This is a genomic window from Agrobacterium bohemicum, assembly GCF_002896715.1.
Taxonomy (GTDB): Bacteria; Pseudomonadota; Alphaproteobacteria; order Rhizobiales; family Rhizobiaceae; genus Agrobacterium; species Agrobacterium bohemicum.
On the sequence record NZ_PGEL01000027.1, the window covers coordinates 250,252 to 269,359 of the forward strand.

General features: G+C 55.0%; 20 protein-coding genes. 4 read left to right on the plus strand and 16 right to left on the minus strand.

Annotation, left to right across the window (positions count from 1 at the left end):
* Window positions 1–3: 3 nt before the first annotated feature.
* From CUC55_RS16655 to CUC55_RS16725, 15 genes are all read right to left on the minus strand, one after another.
* Window positions 4–708, minus strand: coding sequence for a GntR family transcriptional regulator (locus tag CUC55_RS16655; RefSeq protein ID WP_067643160.1), 705 nt, complete (start codon window positions 706–708; stop codon window positions 4–6).
* A 126-nt stretch (window positions 709–834) separates the two neighbouring features.
* Entirely contained in the window at window positions 835–2,040 is a 1,206-nt protein-coding gene (lpxB, locus tag CUC55_RS16660; protein WP_103088563.1) for a lipid-A-disaccharide synthase, read from the minus strand.
* Window positions 2,037–2,903, minus strand: coding sequence for an LpxI family protein (locus CUC55_RS16665; RefSeq protein WP_103088564.1), 867 nt, complete (start codon window positions 2,901–2,903; stop codon window positions 2,037–2,039). The genes lpxB and CUC55_RS16665 overlap by 4 nt, the downstream gene beginning before the upstream one ends.
* A 3-nt stretch (window positions 2,904–2,906) precedes the next feature.
* Entirely contained in the window at window positions 2,907–3,719 is an 813-nt protein-coding gene (lpxA, locus tag CUC55_RS16670; protein ID WP_067643169.1) for an acyl-ACP--UDP-N-acetylglucosamine O-acyltransferase, read from the minus strand.
* A complete protein-coding gene (gene fabZ, locus CUC55_RS16675) occupies window positions 3,716–4,183 on the minus strand; it encodes a 3-hydroxyacyl-ACP dehydratase FabZ (RefSeq protein ID WP_103088565.1) in 468 nt (155 codons plus the stop codon). Before fabZ ends, lpxA begins: the two co-directional genes overlap by 4 nt.
* Window positions 4,176–5,240, minus strand: coding sequence for a UDP-3-O-(3-hydroxymyristoyl)glucosamine N-acyltransferase (gene lpxD / locus CUC55_RS16680; protein WP_103088566.1), 1,065 nt, complete (start codon window positions 5,238–5,240; stop codon window positions 4,176–4,178). The genes fabZ and lpxD overlap by 8 nt, the downstream gene beginning before the upstream one ends.
* A gap of 48 nt (window positions 5,241–5,288) precedes the next feature.
* Window positions 5,289–7,613 carry an outer membrane protein assembly factor BamA gene (gene bamA / locus CUC55_RS16685; RefSeq protein ID WP_103088567.1) on the minus strand — a complete coding sequence of 775 codons (2,325 nt, stop codon included), beginning with the start codon at window positions 7,611–7,613 and terminating at the stop codon, window positions 5,289–5,291.
* A 201-nt stretch (window positions 7,614–7,814) separates the two neighbouring features.
* Window positions 7,815–8,948 (minus strand): RIP metalloprotease RseP, encoded by a 1,134-nt coding sequence (gene rseP, locus CUC55_RS16690; protein ID WP_067643180.1) that lies wholly within the window; start codon window positions 8,946–8,948, stop codon window positions 7,815–7,817.
* Between the two features lie 27 nt (window positions 8,949–8,975).
* Window positions 8,976–9,812 carry a phosphatidate cytidylyltransferase gene (locus tag CUC55_RS16695; protein ID WP_103088568.1) on the minus strand — a complete coding sequence of 279 codons (837 nt, stop codon included), beginning with the start codon at window positions 9,810–9,812 and terminating at the stop codon, window positions 8,976–8,978.
* The gene (locus CUC55_RS16700) at window positions 9,812–10,555 is read right to left on the minus strand and encodes an isoprenyl transferase (RefSeq protein ID WP_103088569.1); all 744 of its coding nucleotides are present in this window, start codon (window positions 10,553–10,555) and stop codon (window positions 9,812–9,814) included. The genes CUC55_RS16695 and CUC55_RS16700 overlap by 1 nt, the downstream gene beginning before the upstream one ends.
* Window positions 10,556–10,616: 61 nt before the next feature.
* Window positions 10,617–11,174, minus strand: a complete 558-nt coding sequence (gene frr / locus CUC55_RS16705) for a ribosome recycling factor (RefSeq protein WP_103088570.1) — start codon at window positions 11,172–11,174, stop codon at window positions 10,617–10,619.
* 65 nt (window positions 11,175–11,239) lie between these two features.
* Complete coding sequence (gene pyrH / locus CUC55_RS16710; RefSeq protein WP_103088772.1) at window positions 11,240–11,962, minus strand: UMP kinase; 723 nt, start codon at window positions 11,960–11,962, stop codon at window positions 11,240–11,242.
* 198 nt (window positions 11,963–12,160) lie between these two features.
* Window positions 12,161–13,087, minus strand: a complete 927-nt coding sequence (gene tsf, locus CUC55_RS16715) for a translation elongation factor Ts (protein ID WP_103088571.1) — start codon at window positions 13,085–13,087, stop codon at window positions 12,161–12,163.
* 244 nt (window positions 13,088–13,331) lie between these two features.
* Window positions 13,332–14,111, minus strand: a complete 780-nt coding sequence (rpsB, locus tag CUC55_RS16720) for a 30S ribosomal protein S2 (RefSeq protein WP_067643195.1) — start codon at window positions 14,109–14,111, stop codon at window positions 13,332–13,334.
* Window positions 14,112–14,303: 192 nt separating this feature from the next.
* Window positions 14,304–15,152 carry a cell envelope integrity EipB family protein gene (locus tag CUC55_RS16725; protein ID WP_103088572.1) on the minus strand — a complete coding sequence of 283 codons (849 nt, stop codon included), beginning with the start codon at window positions 15,150–15,152 and terminating at the stop codon, window positions 14,304–14,306.
* Window positions 15,153–15,267: 115 nt separating this feature from the next.
* On the opposite strand from CUC55_RS16725, the gene CUC55_RS16730 reads away from it, so the two are divergent.
* From CUC55_RS16730 to CUC55_RS16745, 4 genes are all read left to right on the plus strand, one after another.
* Complete coding sequence (locus CUC55_RS16730; protein ID WP_067643199.1) at window positions 15,268–15,738, plus strand: RidA family protein; 471 nt, start codon at window positions 15,268–15,270, stop codon at window positions 15,736–15,738.
* Window positions 15,735–16,475 carry a glycerophosphodiester phosphodiesterase family protein gene (locus CUC55_RS16735; RefSeq protein WP_067643202.1) on the plus strand — a complete coding sequence of 247 codons (741 nt, stop codon included), beginning with the start codon at window positions 15,735–15,737 and terminating at the stop codon, window positions 16,473–16,475. Before CUC55_RS16730 ends, CUC55_RS16735 begins: the two co-directional genes overlap by 4 nt.
* Window positions 16,472–17,662 carry a GNAT family N-acetyltransferase gene (locus CUC55_RS16740; protein WP_103088573.1) on the plus strand — a complete coding sequence of 397 codons (1,191 nt, stop codon included), beginning with the start codon at window positions 16,472–16,474 and terminating at the stop codon, window positions 17,660–17,662. The genes CUC55_RS16735 and CUC55_RS16740 overlap by 4 nt, the downstream gene beginning before the upstream one ends.
* A 26-nt stretch (window positions 17,663–17,688) precedes the next feature.
* Entirely contained in the window at window positions 17,689–18,108 is a 420-nt protein-coding gene (locus CUC55_RS16745) for an HIT family protein (protein ID WP_067643208.1), read from the plus strand.
* Between the two features lie 23 nt (window positions 18,109–18,131).
* On the opposite strand, the gene CUC55_RS16750 is transcribed toward CUC55_RS16745, so the two are convergent.
* On the minus strand, window positions 18,132–19,082 hold the full coding sequence (locus CUC55_RS16750) for a phosphatase PAP2 family protein (RefSeq protein ID WP_103088574.1): 951 nt from the start codon (window positions 19,080–19,082) through the stop codon (window positions 18,132–18,134).
* Window positions 19,083–19,108 lie beyond the last annotated feature (26 nt).

A 19,108-nucleotide genomic window follows, 5' to 3' on the forward strand; every position in this document is an offset into this window, starting at 1 on the left:
CTCCTAGGTGGTTGCTTGGAAGGGAGGAAGAGAAAGCGATTTGCGAAGATCAGAGTGACGGTCTCGGCGGCGCGTCAGATCGAGACCGGCTTCGACCTCATCCAGATGCGTGGCGGAGAGATCTGCAGCTTTCGAGAAGTCGCCCGCGTCCATTGCCTCAAACATGCGGCAATGGCCTTCGTGAGACTGGACGGCGTGAAAATCGGACTGGTAGAGCATCGAAATCAGAATCGTGCGCGCAGTCAGATCACGCAGCAAATCGATGATGATCTCGTTTCCGGCAATTTCGGCTATGCGAATGTGGAAGTCACCCATCAGGCAGGTGAGCAGCTGCCTGTCGGCAGCAGCTATTGCCTGTTTTTCTTCGTTCAGGTGATCGAGAAGAATTTGACGACCGTCAGCAGACAGTCTCGTCATGCTTCGCAAAAGACCGCACTCGATAATGCGGCGCGCCTCATAGACTTTCACGGCTTCTTCCGCCGAGGGCTCCACCACAAACCAGCCGCGACGCGGACTGACCTTAACGACGCCTCTACCGACCAACCGCATCAACGCCTCGCGTATTTTGGTACGGGAAACGCCATAAACTTCTGCCAGCTGGGTTTCGCCCAACCGCATACCGGGAAGAATTCGCGCCGATAGAATGCCCGAAACGATGGCCTTCTCTATCGCACTTTGGTCACTGTCAGCTGTATGTCTATCTTGCATACAAGATGAGTAAGCAAGCGATGTGCCAGACTGTTAAACGGCTAAATGCGGAGCAGCATCGTTGCAAAACGCGATGACAAGAGTGAGTTTTGATTATTATTTAATCGAACGCGATTTTGAAGCCGATCAAATATTATGCTCATNGGGATTCACGATCCCTGNTTTGGCTCTGTATACGGACAGCAATATTTCCGCTCCGACTTCGCCCGGTGGACGTTCGGTGTGCAAACGCTGTTGTACCAACGCAAAACCTTCCAGCATCGCCCGACGTTGGAGCGTATCGAATGACAGACGCTCCGCCCAACGCAGCATGGAGCCTGCGCGCACGACTTCGTTGATATATTCCGGCACCACGGCGTAGTCGGCAATCAGGTTCGGCAAAGCCCCCGTCCAGGTCTTTATCCGCCTGCTCAACATCGTAAAAATCCAATCCGTCTTATAGACCGAAACCACGGGGACATTCGCGAGTGCAAGCTCCAGAATCACCGTGCCAGAAGCCGCAATCGCCGCATCGGCTTCGGCAAACGCTCGCCATTTGAACACCGGCCCCACGTCGATCTGTGGACGGATATGATCCGGCCAGGACGAGGCAAGTTCGCGGATGCGGCTTTCCTGCCGCGGAACCGTCGGCAAGACAAATCGCGTTGGCCCGTTTCGATCGACAAATGCCTGTGCGGCGTGCTCGAACGGCTCCATCAACCGCGTGATTTCTGTCGATCGCGAGCCGGGCAGAAGAAGAATGGTTCGCGGCTCACCTTTGGCCGGTAGCGGCCGTGCTGCACGCTTCGCACGGACCTCCAGCAGGTCGGTGTCGACGCTCAACCGATGACCGACAAATGTTGTCGGTGGGCCGCCGAGGCGTTGCATGGTCTCAGGCTCGAATGGCAGCAACGCAAGAACATGGTCCACATAGGATAGCATGGCCGGCGCGCGCTGTTCCTTCCATGCCCACACGCTCGGGCAGACGTAATTCACGACCGGCAGGTCCGGCAAAGCTTTGCGGACACGTTTAGCGACGCGATGCGTGAAATCAGGGCTGTCGATAATCAGCAAAACATCCGGTTTTGCCGCGATAATTGCACGAGCCGTTTCTTTGATCCTTGCGATCATTTGCGGCAGTTTTTTCNAAACCTGCGTGAAGCCCATGATCGACAATTCGGAATAGTCGAACAACGAGACAAGGCCTTCCGCAATCAAACCCTCGCCACCGACGCCCAAAAGCTCTACGCGCCCCGGATATTGCAGCTTTAGAGCCCGAACCAGATCGGCGCCCAGCAGATCACCGGAAACCTCTCCCGCAATCACCGCCACTTTGAGAACGCTGTCGGTCACATCATCTCTCCCGCAAGGCCCACGTCTATACCACAGACGAACAGACCGGCATCATCGGCGATCCGCAACATCGACTCACCGTCAAGTATAAAAGCCCTACCCGCTTCAATCGCGATCCCCGCAAGCCCGGCTTTGGCAGCATTTTCAACAGTGGACGGGCCAATGGTCGGCAAATCGGCTCGGATATCCTGTTGTGGCTTACACAATTTGACCAGAACGCCCTTTCGGCGGCTGGAAATGCGGCCCTCCGCACGCAACGACGCGACGCGAGACAGCATCCCATCCGTGCCTTCGACACCCTCCAGTGCTACGAGACGACCGCCAACGGAGACAGATCCCTGCCCCACGTCTAGCGCACCAAGGGCCAGTGCCGCCTGGGCTGCCTTGGCAATGTCCCGCCGGTCCTCGTCAGTTGGTCCTATCTTTCCGAGAGAGCCTGTGGTGGCCAGCAAACCGGGCGCAATCTCATGCGCGCCGATCACACGTGCGCCCTGCGCCTCGATCAGCCCAATCACCATCTGCAGCACCGTATCATNCCCCCCGGACAAGAGCGTGCGGATGATGGATGGCATCTTCGCAATCANTTTGAAGTTGGGGCGTATTTCCCGCCACTCGGGTCGACGCGAAACGCCACCGGACAGCACGACGCGGTCAATGCCATGGCCAGACAGAAGTCTTCCGAGGGTAGACACATCACCCACGCTCACCGATGCGTTTTCGAACTTCGACCAGTCAAGATCGGCCTGGTCTTGCAAGCGAATGATGAAAGGCGTCTCTCCGGCGTCCGTTGCGGCCTCTGCCACGTAGTAGGGAAGAAAACCGCTACCCGCTATGATCGCCAGACGCCCCGCANTTTGTGACACAGGCTACTTTCCGCGATTGGGCGATGAGATAGCCCTATCGTTCGCAGTGGCGATGAAATCAATGATCTCAAGAGCCTGTGGGCAGTCCAGATATTCCTCGCGAATGGCAGCTGCGTTCGCGCGGACATTGCCTTCGCCTTCGAAGATTTGCTTGTAGGCGCGGCGAACCTTGTGGATTTCGGCGCGCTCGATACCTGCACGCGTCATGCCGACGATGTTCAGCCCGCTCAAAATGCCCGGATTGCCGTTGAGCATACCATAGGGAACCACGTCATAGCTGACAGCCGACAGGCCACCAATAAAGGCTTGGCGACCCACGCGTGTGAACTGGTGCACGGCAGAGCCGCCACCGAGAATGGCACGATCCTCGATCGTCACATGGCCAGCCAGCATGACATTGTTGGACAGGATGATATTGTTGCCCAACCGGCAATCATGGGCCACATGCGCGTAGGCTAGGAACAGATTGTTGTCGCCGACAACAGTGGTGCCACCATGCTCGACAGTACCGGTGTTCATCGTCACGCCTTCACGGATCGTGCAATTTTCACCGATGACCAGCGTCGTATCCACAGCACTGTGATGGGCGCTCTGCGAGTCTCCCCCGATAACGGCGGATGGCCAGATTTTCGTGCCCTTGCCCACCGTTGTGCAGCCCAGCACGACGACGTGGCTGACCAACTGAACGTCATCATGCAATGTGACCTTCGGGCCGACATGGCAAAACGGTCCGACAACGACGTTTTCACCGATGATCGCACCGTCTTCGACAAAAGACATCGGGTGAATTTTGGCCGAAGCCGCAATCTTGCTCATTGCTGATCCTCAGGGATCATCATTGCACCGATATCCGCTTCAGCCACTAGAACACCATCCACCTTAGCATCGCAATGGAACTTCCAGACATTGCCGCGCTGACGCTGTTTGACGACGTAGATCTCCAATCGATCACCGGGAACAACCGGCTTGCGGAAACGGGCGTTGTCAATGGTCATGAAATAAACGAGGTGGCCGCCGTCACCTTGCTTGCGCGCACAGATCGCGCCAGCCGTCTGTGCCATGGCCTCCACGATCAGAACACCCGGCATAATGGGGCGGTCCGGGAAATGGCCGGTAAAATGCGGCTCATTGACGGTCACGTTCTTGATACCGGTAGCCGAATTGTCTGCGTCGATATCAATGATCTTGTCGATCAGCNAAAATGGGTAACGATGCGGCAGCAGCTTCATCACCTCAAGGATGTCAGCCGCGCCAAGCGTCGTCTTCGTCTCTTCAGACATTCTTCTCTCCTGTCTTCTTGTCTCGTTCCTCGGCGCGGGCCAGCAACTCGGCCATATCGCGCAAGAAATGTCTTAAAGGCCGCGCGGGCACGCCGCCGTATTTGGCACCTGCTGGCACGTCGGCAACGACACCGCTCATCGCGGCGATTTGCGCGCCGTCTCCAATTGTAATGTGACCGTTGATGCCGCTGGCGCCGCCTATCATCACGCCATCACCAATGCGTGTACTGCCGGCAATACCCACCTTGCTGACGATGCCGCAATGGCGACCAATGCGCACATTGTGGCCGATCTGAACCTGATTGTCGATTTTTGTGCCTTCGCCAATCACCGTGTCATCCATCGTCCCACGATCAATGGTGGTATTGGCGCCAATCTCGACATGATCCTGAATGATGACGCGACCGACCTGCACGATCTTGATCATTCCGCGCNGGCCCGGTGCATAACCAAAGCCATCCTGACCGATGCGGGCACCGTTGTGGATGATCACGCCATTGCCAATCAAGGCAGACAGAATGCTGGCACCGCCCGCAATCGTACAATCTCGGCCAATTTGGACGTCTGCACCGATAATCGCGCCCGGACCGATGCGAGTCCCTGCGCCAATATGCACATTGGCACCAATGACAGCCAAAGGCTCAACAACGACACCCGCCTCCAACATTGCAGAAGGATCGATATGCGCAGCTGCTGAAATGTCCGAGCCTTGCTCGATGATTGCGGATGGCTTCATCGCAGATGCATGGAGCAATGCCCCAGCCTGAGCAAAAACCGTGTGCGCANTTTTTGCAATCAAAACCGGAATATGCGCTGGAACGAGACTGGAAAGCGCTGAATCGCAGATGATGGCCGCAGCTTCACAGGTCAGTAGTTCTTCGCGATTCTTGCGCGAAAGAATGTAGCAAAGCTGATCCGATTTTGCGCGGTAGACGGGTGCGATCGACCGGACCATGCGGTCGCCAGCGGTCTGATCAGACAGTTCCGCCCCAAGACGGTCAGCGATGTCTCTCAATCGCATGCCATCATGAGGCGGNAAAAAAGCGTTATATTCCATCAAACGGTACTCCAGAACGTTCAAACTCGCAGTTCTGGACTGCCGATATCAGAAAGTGTTGGACATGCCAAACCGGAAATTCTGCACTTCGTCGTAGTCTTCCTTCATGAACGGTACTGCGTAGTCTACGCGCAGCGGACCGAACGGTGAAGCCCACATCAGGCCGATACCAGCAGACGCACGGATCGAACTGTCGTCCTTCACACCTGCACTGTTAGCAACCTTGTTGCCGTAAAGCGTACCGGCATCGACGAAACCAGCGAGACGAAGACCAAAATCCTCGGGAACGCCAGGCATAGGTGCAGTCACTTCCGCAGAAGCAGCAAAGTACGTCGTGCCGCCGATTGCGTCATCGCCGATACGTGGGCCAATACCGTCGTTCTCGAAACCACGAATGACACGACCACCGATCTTGAACTGATCAAACACAAGCAGATTGTCGCCTGTCGGCGCTACATAACCAGCCTGACCGGTAAGCGAGCCGATGATATCGTATTCATCGGAAATCGTGTGGTAATAACGAACTTTACCGTAGANTTTGTAATATTCAGAGTCACCACCAAGTCCAGCAAACTCGTTTGTCAACGCGCCCTGCCAACCTTCACGAGGCATATTGCGATCATCAAGAGAATTGTAGCTTAGCGTGTTGGAAATAATTGACTGCGTCCAGTCTTCGCCACGGATCAAATCGCGATAAGGCGCAGCAAGATTGCCCGGTTGATCCCAGTCGCCCTTACCCTCATAGCTGATCTGCTTGTACGTGTACTTGAATGTCGTCGACAGATTCTCAGTGATTGGAGCCGTTACGCGAAGCGCAAAGCCCTGCTCATCGTAGTCATAGTAGTCTTCGCTTGAGCTCTGGCTCTTGAAAAGGTCGAAACCTGCAGCAAGACGGTAACCAAGGAAGTAAGGCTCTGTGAAGGACAGATTGTAGCTACGCGCATCATCCTGACCGGCACCAGCAGCAATACGAATGTACTGGCCGCGACCGAGGAAGTTCTTTTCTTCGATGGATGCTTCGAGAAGCGCACCATCGTTCTGCGAGTAACCAGCACCGATACCGAAGGAGCCCGTTGCCTGATCTTCAACATCAACAACGATCACGACGCGGTCAGGCGCGCTGCCCTGCGATGTGCCGATATTGACCTTGGAGAAGTAACCAAGTGCCTCAAGACGACGCTTTGCAGCTGTAACGATCGTCTGGTTGAAAGCATCGCCTTCGCTGATGTCGAATTCGCGACGGATCACGTAGTCACGTGTACGTGTGTTGCCGCGGATTTCGATACGCTCGACGTAAGCGCGCTCACCCTGATCAACTATATAGGTAACGCCAATGGTGTTGCCAGCCATGTCACGGTCGCCACGCGGCGTAACACGCGCAAAGGGGTAACCCTCTGCTGAAACACGCTTGGAGATGGCCTCCATGCTCTGCTGAACTTCCTTGGCGCTGTAACCGGAACCGGCCTTGGTTTCGACCAGACCCTGAAGCTGCGAACCATCAACGCCTGGAACAGTGGACTCTACGGCAACATTACCGAAGGCGTAACGCTGACCTTCGTCAACATTGATCGTAATCGTGTATTCGTTGGTCGCCTCATCCAGAACTGCGTCCGAAGACGTTACACGGAAGTCTGCATAACCGCGATTGTAATAGAACTGGCGTAGCGCCTCTTCGTCAGCGCGCAGCTTGTCCTCATTGTAGACATCCTTACGCGTCAGGAAGGACAGCATGTTGGATTTCTTGGTGTTGAGAACTGCGGCAAGACGGCCATCGCTGTAGGCGTTGTTGCCCACGAAATCGATACGCGCGATCTTCGTGCGCTCACCTTCGTTGATGACGAAAGCAAGGTTTACACGGCCCTGGCCGACGTTCACGACCTGCGTCGTAACCTGGATATCACTGCGACCAATCGCTGCATAAGCGTCTTTGATGCGCGCAATGTCTGCGGTTACGAGTGTCTGATCATAAGGACCAAGAGACTGCGTCTGAACGATGCCCTGAAGCTTGTCGTCCTTGATCTTGCGGTTGCCGTTAAACACGACCTGATTGACGAGGTTGTTTTCGCTGACCGTCACAACGAGAGTCTTGCCCGAAACGCTCATGCTGACGTTGGAGAAATAACCCGTCGCATAGAGACGCTTGACTGATTCATCAATGTCAGCGTTGGAAAAGTTCTGACCGGGAGCGATCGTGATGTTGGATCGCACGGCATCTGCACCGGCGCGCTGGGCACCACGTACATCAACCTTAGTGATGACTGCCGCATTGGCAACGCTGGAAGAGACGAGCACTCCCATAACTGCAACCGAAGAAACACCAGCAGACAGCGCAACCGCCGACACCGCGTTCAAAAATTTTGAACCAGCCTTCATTTTTAATTCTTACCNTTTCCCGTTGTCCCTCAGCGGGCGGAACCCGACTCCGGCCATCTGTCGTCGTTTTACCTGCTTTTCCTCTACAAGCAAGCCCGACCGTTAATTTCTGTTTACTTCGCAAGCCACCGTGGCTCAATCGCCACTTTGGCATCAAAACAAGGTAAACGCCCCGTTNAAAAATCATCTCTAAAGCCCCATTCAGCCAATCAAGCTGCTGATATCGTTCCACGTCGCAAAAACCATCAGACTGAAAATCATCACCATACCAATGCGGAAAGCGAACTCCTGAGCACCAGGTCCCAACGGTCTGCCACGCACGGCCTCGATGGCGTAAAACACCAGATGGCCGCCGTCCAGAATCGGGACCGGCATGAGATTAAGCAGGCCAATCGAGACAGAAAGCAAGGCCGCAAGCTGAATGACAGCTGCAAATCCAAGCGATGCCATCTGACCTGATGCCTGAGCGACACGCACAGGCCCACCCAACTGGTCTGCATTCATCCGACCTGTGACGAGGTTGCCGATATAGGCAAACGTGCCAGTAACGACATGGCCGGTCTCACGCACACCTTCAGCCAGCGCTTCGGTCGGCGAATAGGTGACATGACGGAAATTGCCTCGGGTCTGGTCAGTGACGATACCGATAATGCCCAGTTCCATCTTGTTCCCGAACTGATCCTTCGTCTCAGTTCTGGTCGGCACCATAGGCAGAACGAGATCCTGACCGTTTCTCTCGACGGTTACGGTAATAGGCGTGCCGGGGCGGACTGCGACGTATCGGCGAACATCCTCGAATGTCTTGACGGCTTCACCATCAATCGCGACCAGCCTGTCACCAGCCAAAACGCCGGCGGATTGAGCTGCACTGCTCTCGCGTACTTCGGAAACGATCGGGTCAGAAATCATGCGACCGTAAATGGCAAATAGCGACGCGAAAATAAGGATCGCCAGAATGAAATTCGCGATGGGGCCAGCAGCAACTGTCGCCGCCCTCTTCCACAATTTTGCGCCAACCAAAGTCTGCGCACGTTCTTCCAGAGTCAGGCCAGACAAATTCGCGCTGTCGGGTTTGCTTGCAACATCCTCATCGCCGAAAAATTTGACGTAACCACCAAGTGGAACAGCCGATATCTTCCAACGGGTGCCGTGCTTGTCGGTAAAACCCACCAACTCAGGACCGAAACCGATGGAAAAAGCTGTGGATTTAATGCCGCACCAGCGGCCGACAAGGTAGTGCCCCATCTCATGAACGAAAACGAGAAGAGAAAGCACAAGAATGAACGGCACCATGTAACCGGTCAAAAAACCAACCGTCGCCGTTACCATATCCATATTCCTAAAGCCTTTCGCTCAACGCTATCATCNAAATCCGGGCAGAATTCCGCCACCTGATCCTGGCACATCACCGGTTATCGCCGCGTGAACGACAGCAATGAGGAATACGGTAAAGCAGGCAAAAACAAGACCGTCAACCCGGTCCATAAAACCGCCATGCCCGGGGATGAGATGACTGGAATCCTTTACCTTGAAGCGGCGTTTGATAAAGGACTCGAACAGGTCGCCGATCTGGCTGAAAATGGACAAGGCCAGCGAAAGCGCCAGTACGACGATCCCGATACGNCCATGATAGACCGCGGCGACCGCACCGCCAGCTATGACGCCTGAAACCGTCCCACCGATAGCGCCGGACCATGTCTTGCCTGGCGATATGGAAGGCGCCAGCTTTGGTCCGCCGATGGCGCGACCGACGAAGTAAGCCAGAATGTCCGTTGCCCAGACGATGGCGAAAACGAACACCATTGCGACAAAGCCAGTCGGCTCTTCTCCACGGATGGCCGCAAGCGAGATACCGCTAAGACCGGCATAGATCATGCCACCGACGAGCCACCAGTTTTTACCGCGCAGTACGGGAAAAAGGGCCGCAGTCAACGTAAAACCTGAAAGAAGCGGAAGGTCGAGAGACGGTTCACCGAAAATCGTGTTGCCGCTCATCACTGCAATCGCAAACCAGCCCCAGGCATAACCAGTCGGGTTGGTGTCGGACAATTTGGTGATGGAGGTCCATTCGTAATAGATCAGCAGCGACAGAACGCCGGCGAAAAGGCGGAACATCATCCCGCCATACCAAGTTGCAGTCAGTATAACGGCAGCCAGCACAATGGCGGATATGATCCGCAGCTTGAGTTCGCGGCTCATTACGCGCCCGCCACAGCGACTTGATCCGGCAAACCGCCGAACCTGCGGTCACGCGTCATGTACTGATCGATTGCGGAAAAGAACGTCTTGCGGTCGAAATCAGGCCAGTAATCGGGAATGAAGAGAAACTCCGAATATGCAGCCTGCCACAACAGAAAATTGGACAGACGCTCTTCGCCGCTTGTGCGGATGATGAGATCCGGATCCGGAATTCCTGCCGTATCAAGACGTGCCGTAATGGCGTCCGGGGTAACAGCGGATACGTCGATTTTGCCAAGTGCCACGTCCCTGGCGAGAGAGGCTGCGGCGCGCGCTATTTCATCGCGAGAGCCGTAATTGAACGCAATGACCAGCGTCAGTGCCGTATTGTCGCGCGTCGTCTGCTCGGCTTCTATCAACAATGCGCTGATATCGTCGTTCAGACTATCACGGTCACCAATAACGCGAATGCGAACATTCTCTTTGTGCAGATCGGCAAGGTCTCGGCGAATGAACGCCTTGAGAAGACCCAAGAGATCGTTGACCTCGCTAACGGGCCTGCGCCAGNTTTCTGAGGNAAAAGCGAATAGTGTAAGATATTTGAGCCCGCATTCGCCAGCCGCCCTCACCGTCTCGCGCACCGCCTCGACCCCGCGCCGGTGCCCCATTATACGGGGAAGACCGCGCTGCTTGGCCCAACGCCCGTTGCCATCCATAATGATGGCAACATGCTCAGGCAGTGAGGAACGTGTAATGTCCGACATCTCGATCCAGTTTAGGCAACGCGGAAAATAAAATAATACACAGGGATGGCGATAACGCCACCTATACCTGCATGATTTCTCTTTCCTTCTCGCCAAGCAAGCGATCAATTTCCGAAATCGTATCGTCGGTCATTTTCTGAACCTTTTCAGACAGCGAACGGCTTTCATCCTGACCGATGTCACCATCNTTTTCGGCNTTTTTCAGACCATCCATCCCATCGCGGCGAACGTGACGGATCGCGACCTTGGCCTTTTCGGCATAGTCATGGGCGACCTTGACGAGCGACTTGCGGCGTTCTTCATTGAGTTCCGGCAAGGGAATACGCAAGTTCTGGCCATCGACAATCGGGTTCAAGCCAAGGTTCGATTCGCGGATAGCACGGTCGACTGCGCCAACCATCGACTTGTCCCAGATGTTGACGCCCAGCATGCGAGCCTCGGGAACCGTGATATTGGCAACCTGCGACAATGGTACGCGTGAGCCATAGGCATCAACCGTTACAGGGTCGAGGATGTTTGCCGAAGCGCGGCCCGTGCGAAGCGATGCAATATCGCTCTTGAAGGCGTTGATCGCGCCGTCCATGCGACGCTTGATATCGTTGATGTCAGTACCACTCATATTCATACTCCGTCAGTTCTGGCCTTGAAGGCCCAATTTCACACCGTGGAATCAGCGCCCGACCATCATTTGTCGTGCACGATGGTCTTGCGACCGCCGCCCGTCAATATTGCAGCAAAACCGCCCTTCTCATGGATTGAGAAGACGATGATGGGAATGTGGNTTTCACGGGCAAGCGCAACAGCGGCGATGTCCATGACCGCAAGTCCCTTGCCCAATACTTCCGAGTGAGTCAATTCATCGAAACGGGTTGCCGTGGGGTCTTTCTTCGGATCGGCCGAGTAGATGCCATCGACCTGCGTTCCCTTGAAGATTGCCTCAGCGCCCATTTCAGCGGCGCGAAGAGCAGCGGCAGAATCGGTTGTGAAGAACGGGTTGCCTGTACCGCCCGCGAAAATCACGACACGGCCCTGTGCCATGTGAGACAGTGTTGCGCGCTGCGAAAAGCTCTCACAAATTTCCGGCATGGCGATAGCCGAGAGAACGACGGTGTCTATGTCGAGCTTGCGCAGGGAGGTCGCGAGCGCCAGTGCGTTGATAACGGTGGCCAGCATGCCCATATGGTCGCCGGTGACGCGGTCTCCGCCTTTGGAGGCCACTGCCACGCCGCGGAAGATGTTACCACCGCCAACGACCACGCCAACTTCGACACCCATGGCTCTCGCCTCGGCGATATCGGAGGCGATCCGGTCTGCAACAGCGACGTCGATACCGAAACCCTGGTCGCCCATTAGGGCTTCGCCCGACGCCTTGAGAAGAACCCGTTTATAAAGCGGCTTGGAAGACATCATGACTCCTTGAAGCATGTCGCGCATCGTCAAATGCCTGTTTGCTATGACGCATGCGATAACCAGAGGAAGCTACACCGGCCAGGCAAATCCGAAAGACTGCCCTGCCCGCGCAGGATATAACCGGAACGCGGATACACGAAGGGCACCGCGTTGTCACGCGATGCCCTGTAGNTTTCCCAGGTTTGGGTAAAGAGATCAGCCCTTGGCGACCGCAGCAACTTCAGCAGCGAAGTCGCTCTCTTCNTTTTCGATGCCTTCGCCGAGCAGCAGGCGAGCCATGCCGACGACTTCGATCTTGGCACCAGCTTCCTTTTCGGCTTCCTTGACAGCATCGCCAACCGTGATGTCTGGGTTGATGACGAAGGCCTGCGACAGAAGGGCTACTTCTTCGAAGAACTTACGCATGCGACCGTCAACCATCNTTTCGATGATGGCTTCTGGCTTGCCGGATTCGCGAGCCTGCTCGATGAACACGTTACGCTCGCGCTCGGCAACTGCTGCGTCGACTTCTTCAGAGCGGATGGCAAGTGGGTTGGTCGCAGCAATATGCATGGCAATCTGACGGCCGATGGATGTCAGAACAGCCTTGTCGCCTTCGGACTGCAGCGCTACGAGAACGCCGAGCTTGCCGATGCCATCGCCAGCAGCGTTGTGAACATAGGTCGCGACAACGCCATGCTTGACTTCAAGCAGAGCAGAACGACGAAGCGACATGTTTTCGCCGATGGTGGCGATTGCGTCCTTGATGGTGTCAGAAACAGTCTTGCCAGTGGCTGGGTAGGTTGCAGCAGCAATCGCGTCAACGGAGCCATCAGTCGTCAGAGCAACCGACGCTACGCCGCGAACGATATCCTGAAAGGCATCGTTGCGAGCAACGAAGTCGGTTTCGGAGTTGACTTCAACGACAACGGCCTTATGGCCGGCGGAAGCAATACCAATGAGACCTTCAGCAGCAGTACGGCCAGACTTCTTGTCAGCCTTGGCGATACCCTTGGCGCGCAGCCAATCGATTGCAGCTTCCATGTCGCCGCCTGTCTCAGACAGCGCCTTTTTGCAATCCATCATGCCTGCGCCAGACTTCTCGCGCAGTTCCTTTACCATTGCGGCTGTAATTTCGCTCATTGTGTGCCTCTTGTCGGTTCGTCGGTCACGGCGCCATTGCGGCACGACCTAAATCGGATTTTGGGAACGAATGTACCCGGAACTGTGACAGCCTCATGAAAAGCCATCACGAAACATCGTTAGTTCACGCTCTGCCATAATGGACAGCGTGATTGAAACGAACAAGGCCGCCGAACTTTTCTAGTCCAGAACGGCCTTGTCTCGTCTCATGGAGAAGGCGGCATATCCACGCCGCCTCTAAGCTTTATTCGGCAGCTGTCTCGGCTGCTGCTTCTTCGAGAGCAGGCTCGATCGGAGCTTCTTCAGAAGCGCCGATGTCACGACCGGAAGAACCCTGCTGACGTGCGATACCGTCGATGGCTGCACGGGCAATCAGATCGCAATAGAGCGAGATTGCGCGCGACGCATCGTCGTTACCTGGGATCGGGAAGTCGATCTGGTCTGGATCGCAGTTCGAGTCGATGATCGCAACGACCGGAATACCAAGGCGCTTGGCTTCTTCGATCGCGATCTTTTCCTTGTTGGTGTCAACAATGAACATCAGGTCAGGAACGCCGCCCATATCGCGGATACCGCCAAGTGCCTTTTCAAGCTTCTCGCGTTCGCGCTCAAGGTTCAGGCGCTCTTTCTTCGAGTAGCCAGATGCGTCGGAGTTGAGAATTTCGTCGACCTTGCGCAGGCGCTGGATCGAGTTCGAAATCGTCTTCCAGTTGGTCATCATGCCGCCGAGCCAACGCGAGTTGACGTAGTACTGAGCGGAGCGCTTTGCGCTGTCTGCGATGATTTCCGAAGCCTGACGCTTCGTACCAACAAACAGAACGCGGCCGCCACGGGCAACCGTGTCAGATACGACCTGAAGGGCGCGCGACAGCAAAGGAACTGTCTGAGCCAAATCGATGATGTGAATGTTGCTGCGGTCGCCGAAGATATACGGCTTCATCTTTGGGTTCCAGCGGTGTGTCTGGTGACCAAAGTGAACGCCAGCTTCCAGAAGCTGACGCATAGTGAAATCGGGCAATGCCATGCCTTGTTATCCNTTTCCGGTTTAACCCCCGCGAAGCGAACAGCACCGACTAAACGGTACCACCGGGCGGAACGAACCGGATTTCTCCCGGAACATCCCAAGCTTCGCGTGTGGAATAGTGTGCCGCATACAGGCAGATTCTTCGAAAAGCAAGCTTTTATGCACAGAAACACAAAAACAGATCGATCCGTTTTAGCGGATCGGCTTGTTATCGCAGTTTTCCGCCTGGAGAATATCGAGCTTGGCAAGCTTGCCGGTCAAAACGAAATCGCCGTAATCCATGGTCAGGTCACGGGTGATTCCATTTTCATAGAGCTTGAAAGACATGCGGTATATTGGCAGAGAATCGGTGCCTGCCTTGTCGTTATAATACGCAATGGTAACCGGCCAGAAAGGCAGNTTTGCNAAATCTCCGGCCATGCTGACATCGGGGTCAGCGTCGTCATCTTTCGGCATCTGCTGCTTTCCGACCAGTGTGGACGTGATCAGGCTCTCATCGCCATCGTCAGATCCATCGAACACCCGCGATTCGAAAATGCGCTTCCCAAGCTTGGCGTTTTCTATGACCTGAAACATATGTTCCGTGGGAAATTCACCAGCGGCGAGATCGATCTTCTTTGCATCCGGCTTGGTAAGATCGATGGTCATGGCACCGTTGGCATCCTCTGCCGAACCGGTGACTTCCTTGTCCAGCTTGTCATCGGTAAAAGATTTGGTCTCGAACTTGAATGTCTTTGAGGCAGCATCTTCGAATGTCGTCGTCTGCTGGTCGGTCATACGCACCGCGTCGCCGGTACTGATCTGCGTGACGAAACGGAAATCCGTCTTGTAACCTTTGCAGGAAGAGCCGGTAAACTCGTACACCATTCTGCCCGTCATGCCTTCGATGCCAGAACGATCGGATGCGTCCTTCAACTCCAGGTCATAAACCGCACGGTGGGAAATCAGGTTTGGGATATTGGCAGGCACTGCACTTGCAACACCCGGAGCGACGATAAAAGCGCCGGAAGCGAAAGCAACTGCGAGGTTCCTGACAAACATTCAATATCTCCTGTTGGACTCACCGCTCATATTGTACAAGCAACCGCCCGGCTTTTGGACATCATGATCTGTCTGCCGGATTTTTGAAAGATTTACAACAAAAGCGGAGACGAAAATGTCGGATGCCATCGAAGCTCGCCTTAAGGACCTGGGCTACACCCTGCCCGCCGCCGCCGCACCTGCTGCAAACTATGTTCCGTTCACCATCAGCGGCAATCTGCTTTACATTTCAGGCCAATTGCCAATGGAATCAGGCAAGATTGCGGTCACGGGTCATGTGGGTCGCGATGTCGACGTACCGACCGCCCAACGCGCTGCTGAACTCTGCGCTGTCAACATTCTTGCACAGGTAAAGGCGGCCCTCAATGGCGACCTTTCCAAAGTACGTCGCGTTTTGAAGCTGAATGGCTTCGTTGCGTCCGTGCCTGAATTCACCGAGCAGCACCTTGTCATCAACGGCGCCTCAAACCTCATCGCCAATGTTCTGGGCGATGCCGGTAAACACGCGCGCGCCGCAGTGGGCATGGCGTCCCTGCCCTTCAATGCCGCCGTTGAAATCGACGCCATCGTGGAAATCGACGTATGACGCTGAAGCTCTCATGGTTGACGGAAACGCCGATCGCCCATCGCGGTTATCATGACCAGAACAAGCTGGTTTGGGAAAATACGCTGAGCGCGTTTTCCCGTGCCATCGACGCCGGTTTCGCCATAGAATGCGACCTTCAACTGGCTTCCGATAGTGTACCCGTCGTCTTCCACGACGATGAGATGACGCGGCTGACAGGCATAAAGGGTGATGTTCGGGAACGCACATCCGGCGAACTCGGCCTCTTGTCGGTTGGCCAGACAAAAGACAGGGTGCCGACGCTAAAGCAGCTCTTGAAGCTTTGCGCCGGGAAGGTCCCGCTCGTGCTTGAACTTAAGGGCCGCAAAGGTGCTGGCGTCGATGACGGCTTTGCCGAGGCGGTTCTGGAGGTGCTGGAGGGCTATGAAGGTCATGTGGCGCTGATGAGTTTCGATCACCATCTGCTGAAAGACCTCAAGACTGCCGGATCGCCCTGGCCGCTGGGCCTGACCGCCGAAGGGGCAAAGCCTGAAGACTTTTTCAAGCACGACGAAGCCACGCAAATCGGCGTCGATTTCATCTCATACGCTTGGGCACATCTGCCAAACAGCTTCATCGAAGCCCAAAGAAAACTCGGGATTCCTGTCATTACCTGGACGGTGAGGGATGAAAACGGTCGCGAGACTTCCTATAAATATGCGGACCAGATTACGTTTGAGGGCTTCGACCCAAAGAAAGGCGTCTCCGCCAGCGCATGAGCGATGAATATTCAATTCGCGTAGAGCAGTCCTTCAAGGATATTGATCCGGAAAGCTGGAACAGGCTTTCCGGAACATCTAAATCTACGCGAGCAGAAGTATACAACCCTTTCATATCTCATGCTTATTTGCTATCCATGGAAGATTCTGGATCGGCCACATCCAAGACTGGCTGGCGCGGCCACCATCTTCTGCTTGAGACAGGCGACGGAATCCTTTCCGGTGCCATACCGGCGTATTTGAAGAGCCATAGTCGCGGTGAATATGTTTTCGATCAGGGCTGGGCGGACGCGCTCGAGCGGGCTGGCGGAAACTATTATCCCAAGCTTCAATGTTCCGTTCCCTTCACGCCCGCAACCGGACCGCGGCTGCTGACCAGCGGTATTGATGATGCCGCCTTCAAGCAGGTGCTTGCTTCAGGTCTGCGGCAGGTTACGGAACATGTAGGTGTCTCATCTGCCCATGTGACCTTTGCACCAGAAGATGACATCCGTGCGCTGGAAGACGAGGGGTTTCTGATCCGCACCGATCAGCAATTTCACTTCATCAACAATGGTTACCGCGATCACTCCGANTTTTTGGAGGCTTTGTCATCGCGCAAACGCAAAACCCTGAAAAAGGAACGCCGTGCAGCCCTTGAAACCGGCATCAAGATCGACTGGCTGACCGGGAGCGATCTGACCGAAGATATCTGGGATCAGTTCTACGCCTTCTACATGGACACCGGCAGCCGCAAATGGGGTCGCCCTTATCTAACCCGCGAATTCTACTCGCTGATCGGCCAGCGGATGGCTGATGATATTCTTATGGTTATGGCCAAACGTGAGGGGCGTTACATTGCGGGTGCCATCAATTTCATCGGAGGCGACGCGCTTTATGGCCGGCACTGGGGCTGCATCGAGGACCACCCGTTTCTGCATTTCGAGGTCTGTTATCATCAGGCAATCGATTTTGCGCTGGCAAAAGGCCTGAGCCGTGTCGAGGCTGGCGCGCAGGGCGAGCACAAGCTTGCACGCGGCTACACCCCGGTGACAACCAAATCAGCCCACTTCATCACCCACCCCGGTTTGCNGGGCGCAATTGCCGACTATCTGGAGCGGGNAAAGAGAGAAGTCGAAGAAATCGGCGACTATCTTGATGACCATAGCCCGTTTCGCAAGGGTGAACGGGCAGAAGCCGACGAATAGCCAAGCAGCATACGAGGACGTTTTTCATGACCTACGACACCAACAATATCTTCGCGAAAATCCTGCGCGGTGAAATCCCATGCGTGAAAGTCTATGAAGATGAAGACACTTTGGCCTTCATGGATGTCATGCCGCAAGCTCCCGGTCATCTCCTTGTCATTCCCAAAACCGGCTCACGTAATCTGCTGGATGCCGACCCGCAGGTTTTGGCAAAAACCATCACCGTGGTTCAAAGGTTGGCTGTCGCCGCGAGGGCAGCGTTCGACGCCGACGGCGTTTACGTGGCCCAGTTCAACGAACCAGCCGCCGGACAAACTGTTTTCCACCTGCATTTCCATATCGTTCCGCGCAAGGAAGGCGAACAGACGAAGCCGCATAGCGGCGCGATGGCGGATGGAGAGTTGCTTAAGGCGCATGCGGAGAAGATAAAAGCCGCCCTCGCCTGAATAAGTGAAGCATGTCGAGGCGACTATTTCAGTGCCGTAGCTTTGGTTTCATATCTGTTGGGATTTGATCCGGACAGGCTCGACGACAGNTTTCCTGCAAGCGCATATGCGATCATGAACATCGCCACGCCGCCAAAGACATCACTGAGGTGATGGCCACCATGCACGAGAATGGCTGGTATCATGGCGATGTTGATCAGGACCGCAAATGGAAAAACCCACTTGAACCGTGCAAGAAACACGACTGCCATACACGCCATGACCGTGTGGAAAGACGGGAATCCTATTAGACCAAGCATGTTTGCCGGTGAAATATAGCTTGGTCCATCACGCCCAAGGCGCAGCAGTTCCTCGCCATATTGTGGTGTCACGCCGAGATCGATCTTGGATAAAATTTCGGGTGAAATCGCATAAAGCGTCGAGGGTCCAAATGTTGGAATGACGGTCCATATCCCGATACAGCCCGATACGCCAATGACGCCTGTTAGCAGAAAGTGCCACAAAGCGTCGGCTTTGCCAGAAAAGCCAAGCAACAAGACAACAAATGCAAGCTGTGGAAGTGAGCTGAAATACACTAAAAACAGTGTCTTGGACATGACAGGCCACTGCGCCACAGACGCTACTGCATCCGGCCAACGATAACCCAGCATCGCATCGAATTGGGCAAACATCTGATCAAACGGCAATGAGCGGATGGGTAGCAAAAGATAATTGAAGACTGACGCGACCAGCGTGAAGATGATGAAAAGCCCGGAAGCACTGAGTGCGAGCGCGATGCGCTCTTCGCCTCGCAAACCACGATAATATTGACCACCAGCGATAAGCGCCAAACCGACGAAAGTCGGCAGCGTGTAACCAAGCCAATCGACAACAACGCCCTTCACCATAAGAAGCGAAATATCCAGCGCTGCCATTCCAGCGATGACGAGAGCNAAAAAACGTTCAGCCGGCAACATCCGCATGGGCATCTCCATTGCGGCGACTTATACGTTGAAAGCCT

Coding starts and splice junctions, on each gene's coding strand:
- CUC55_RS16745 (WP_067643208.1), top strand. CDS start 17,689: ATGACCTACGACACCAACAATATCTTCGCGAAAATCCTGCGCGGTGAA.
- CUC55_RS16655 (WP_067643160.1), bottom strand. CDS start 708: ATGCAAGATAGACATACAGCTGACAGTGACCAAAGTGCGATAGAGAAG.
- rseP (WP_067643180.1), bottom strand. CDS start 8,948: ATGGATATGGTAACGGCGACGGTTGGTTTTTTGACCGGTTACATGGTG.
- rpsB (WP_067643195.1), bottom strand. CDS start 14,111: ATGGCATTGCCCGATTTCACTATGCGTCAGCTTCTGGAAGCTGGCGTT.
- CUC55_RS16730 (WP_067643199.1), top strand. CDS start 15,268: ATGTCGGATGCCATCGAAGCTCGCCTTAAGGACCTGGGCTACACCCTG.
- lpxA (WP_067643169.1), bottom strand. CDS start 3,719: ATGAGCAAGATTGCGGCTTCGGCCAAAATTCACCCGATGTCTTTTGTC.
- CUC55_RS16735 (WP_067643202.1), top strand. CDS start 15,735: ATGACGCTGAAGCTCTCATGGTTGACGGAAACGCCGATCGCCCATCGC.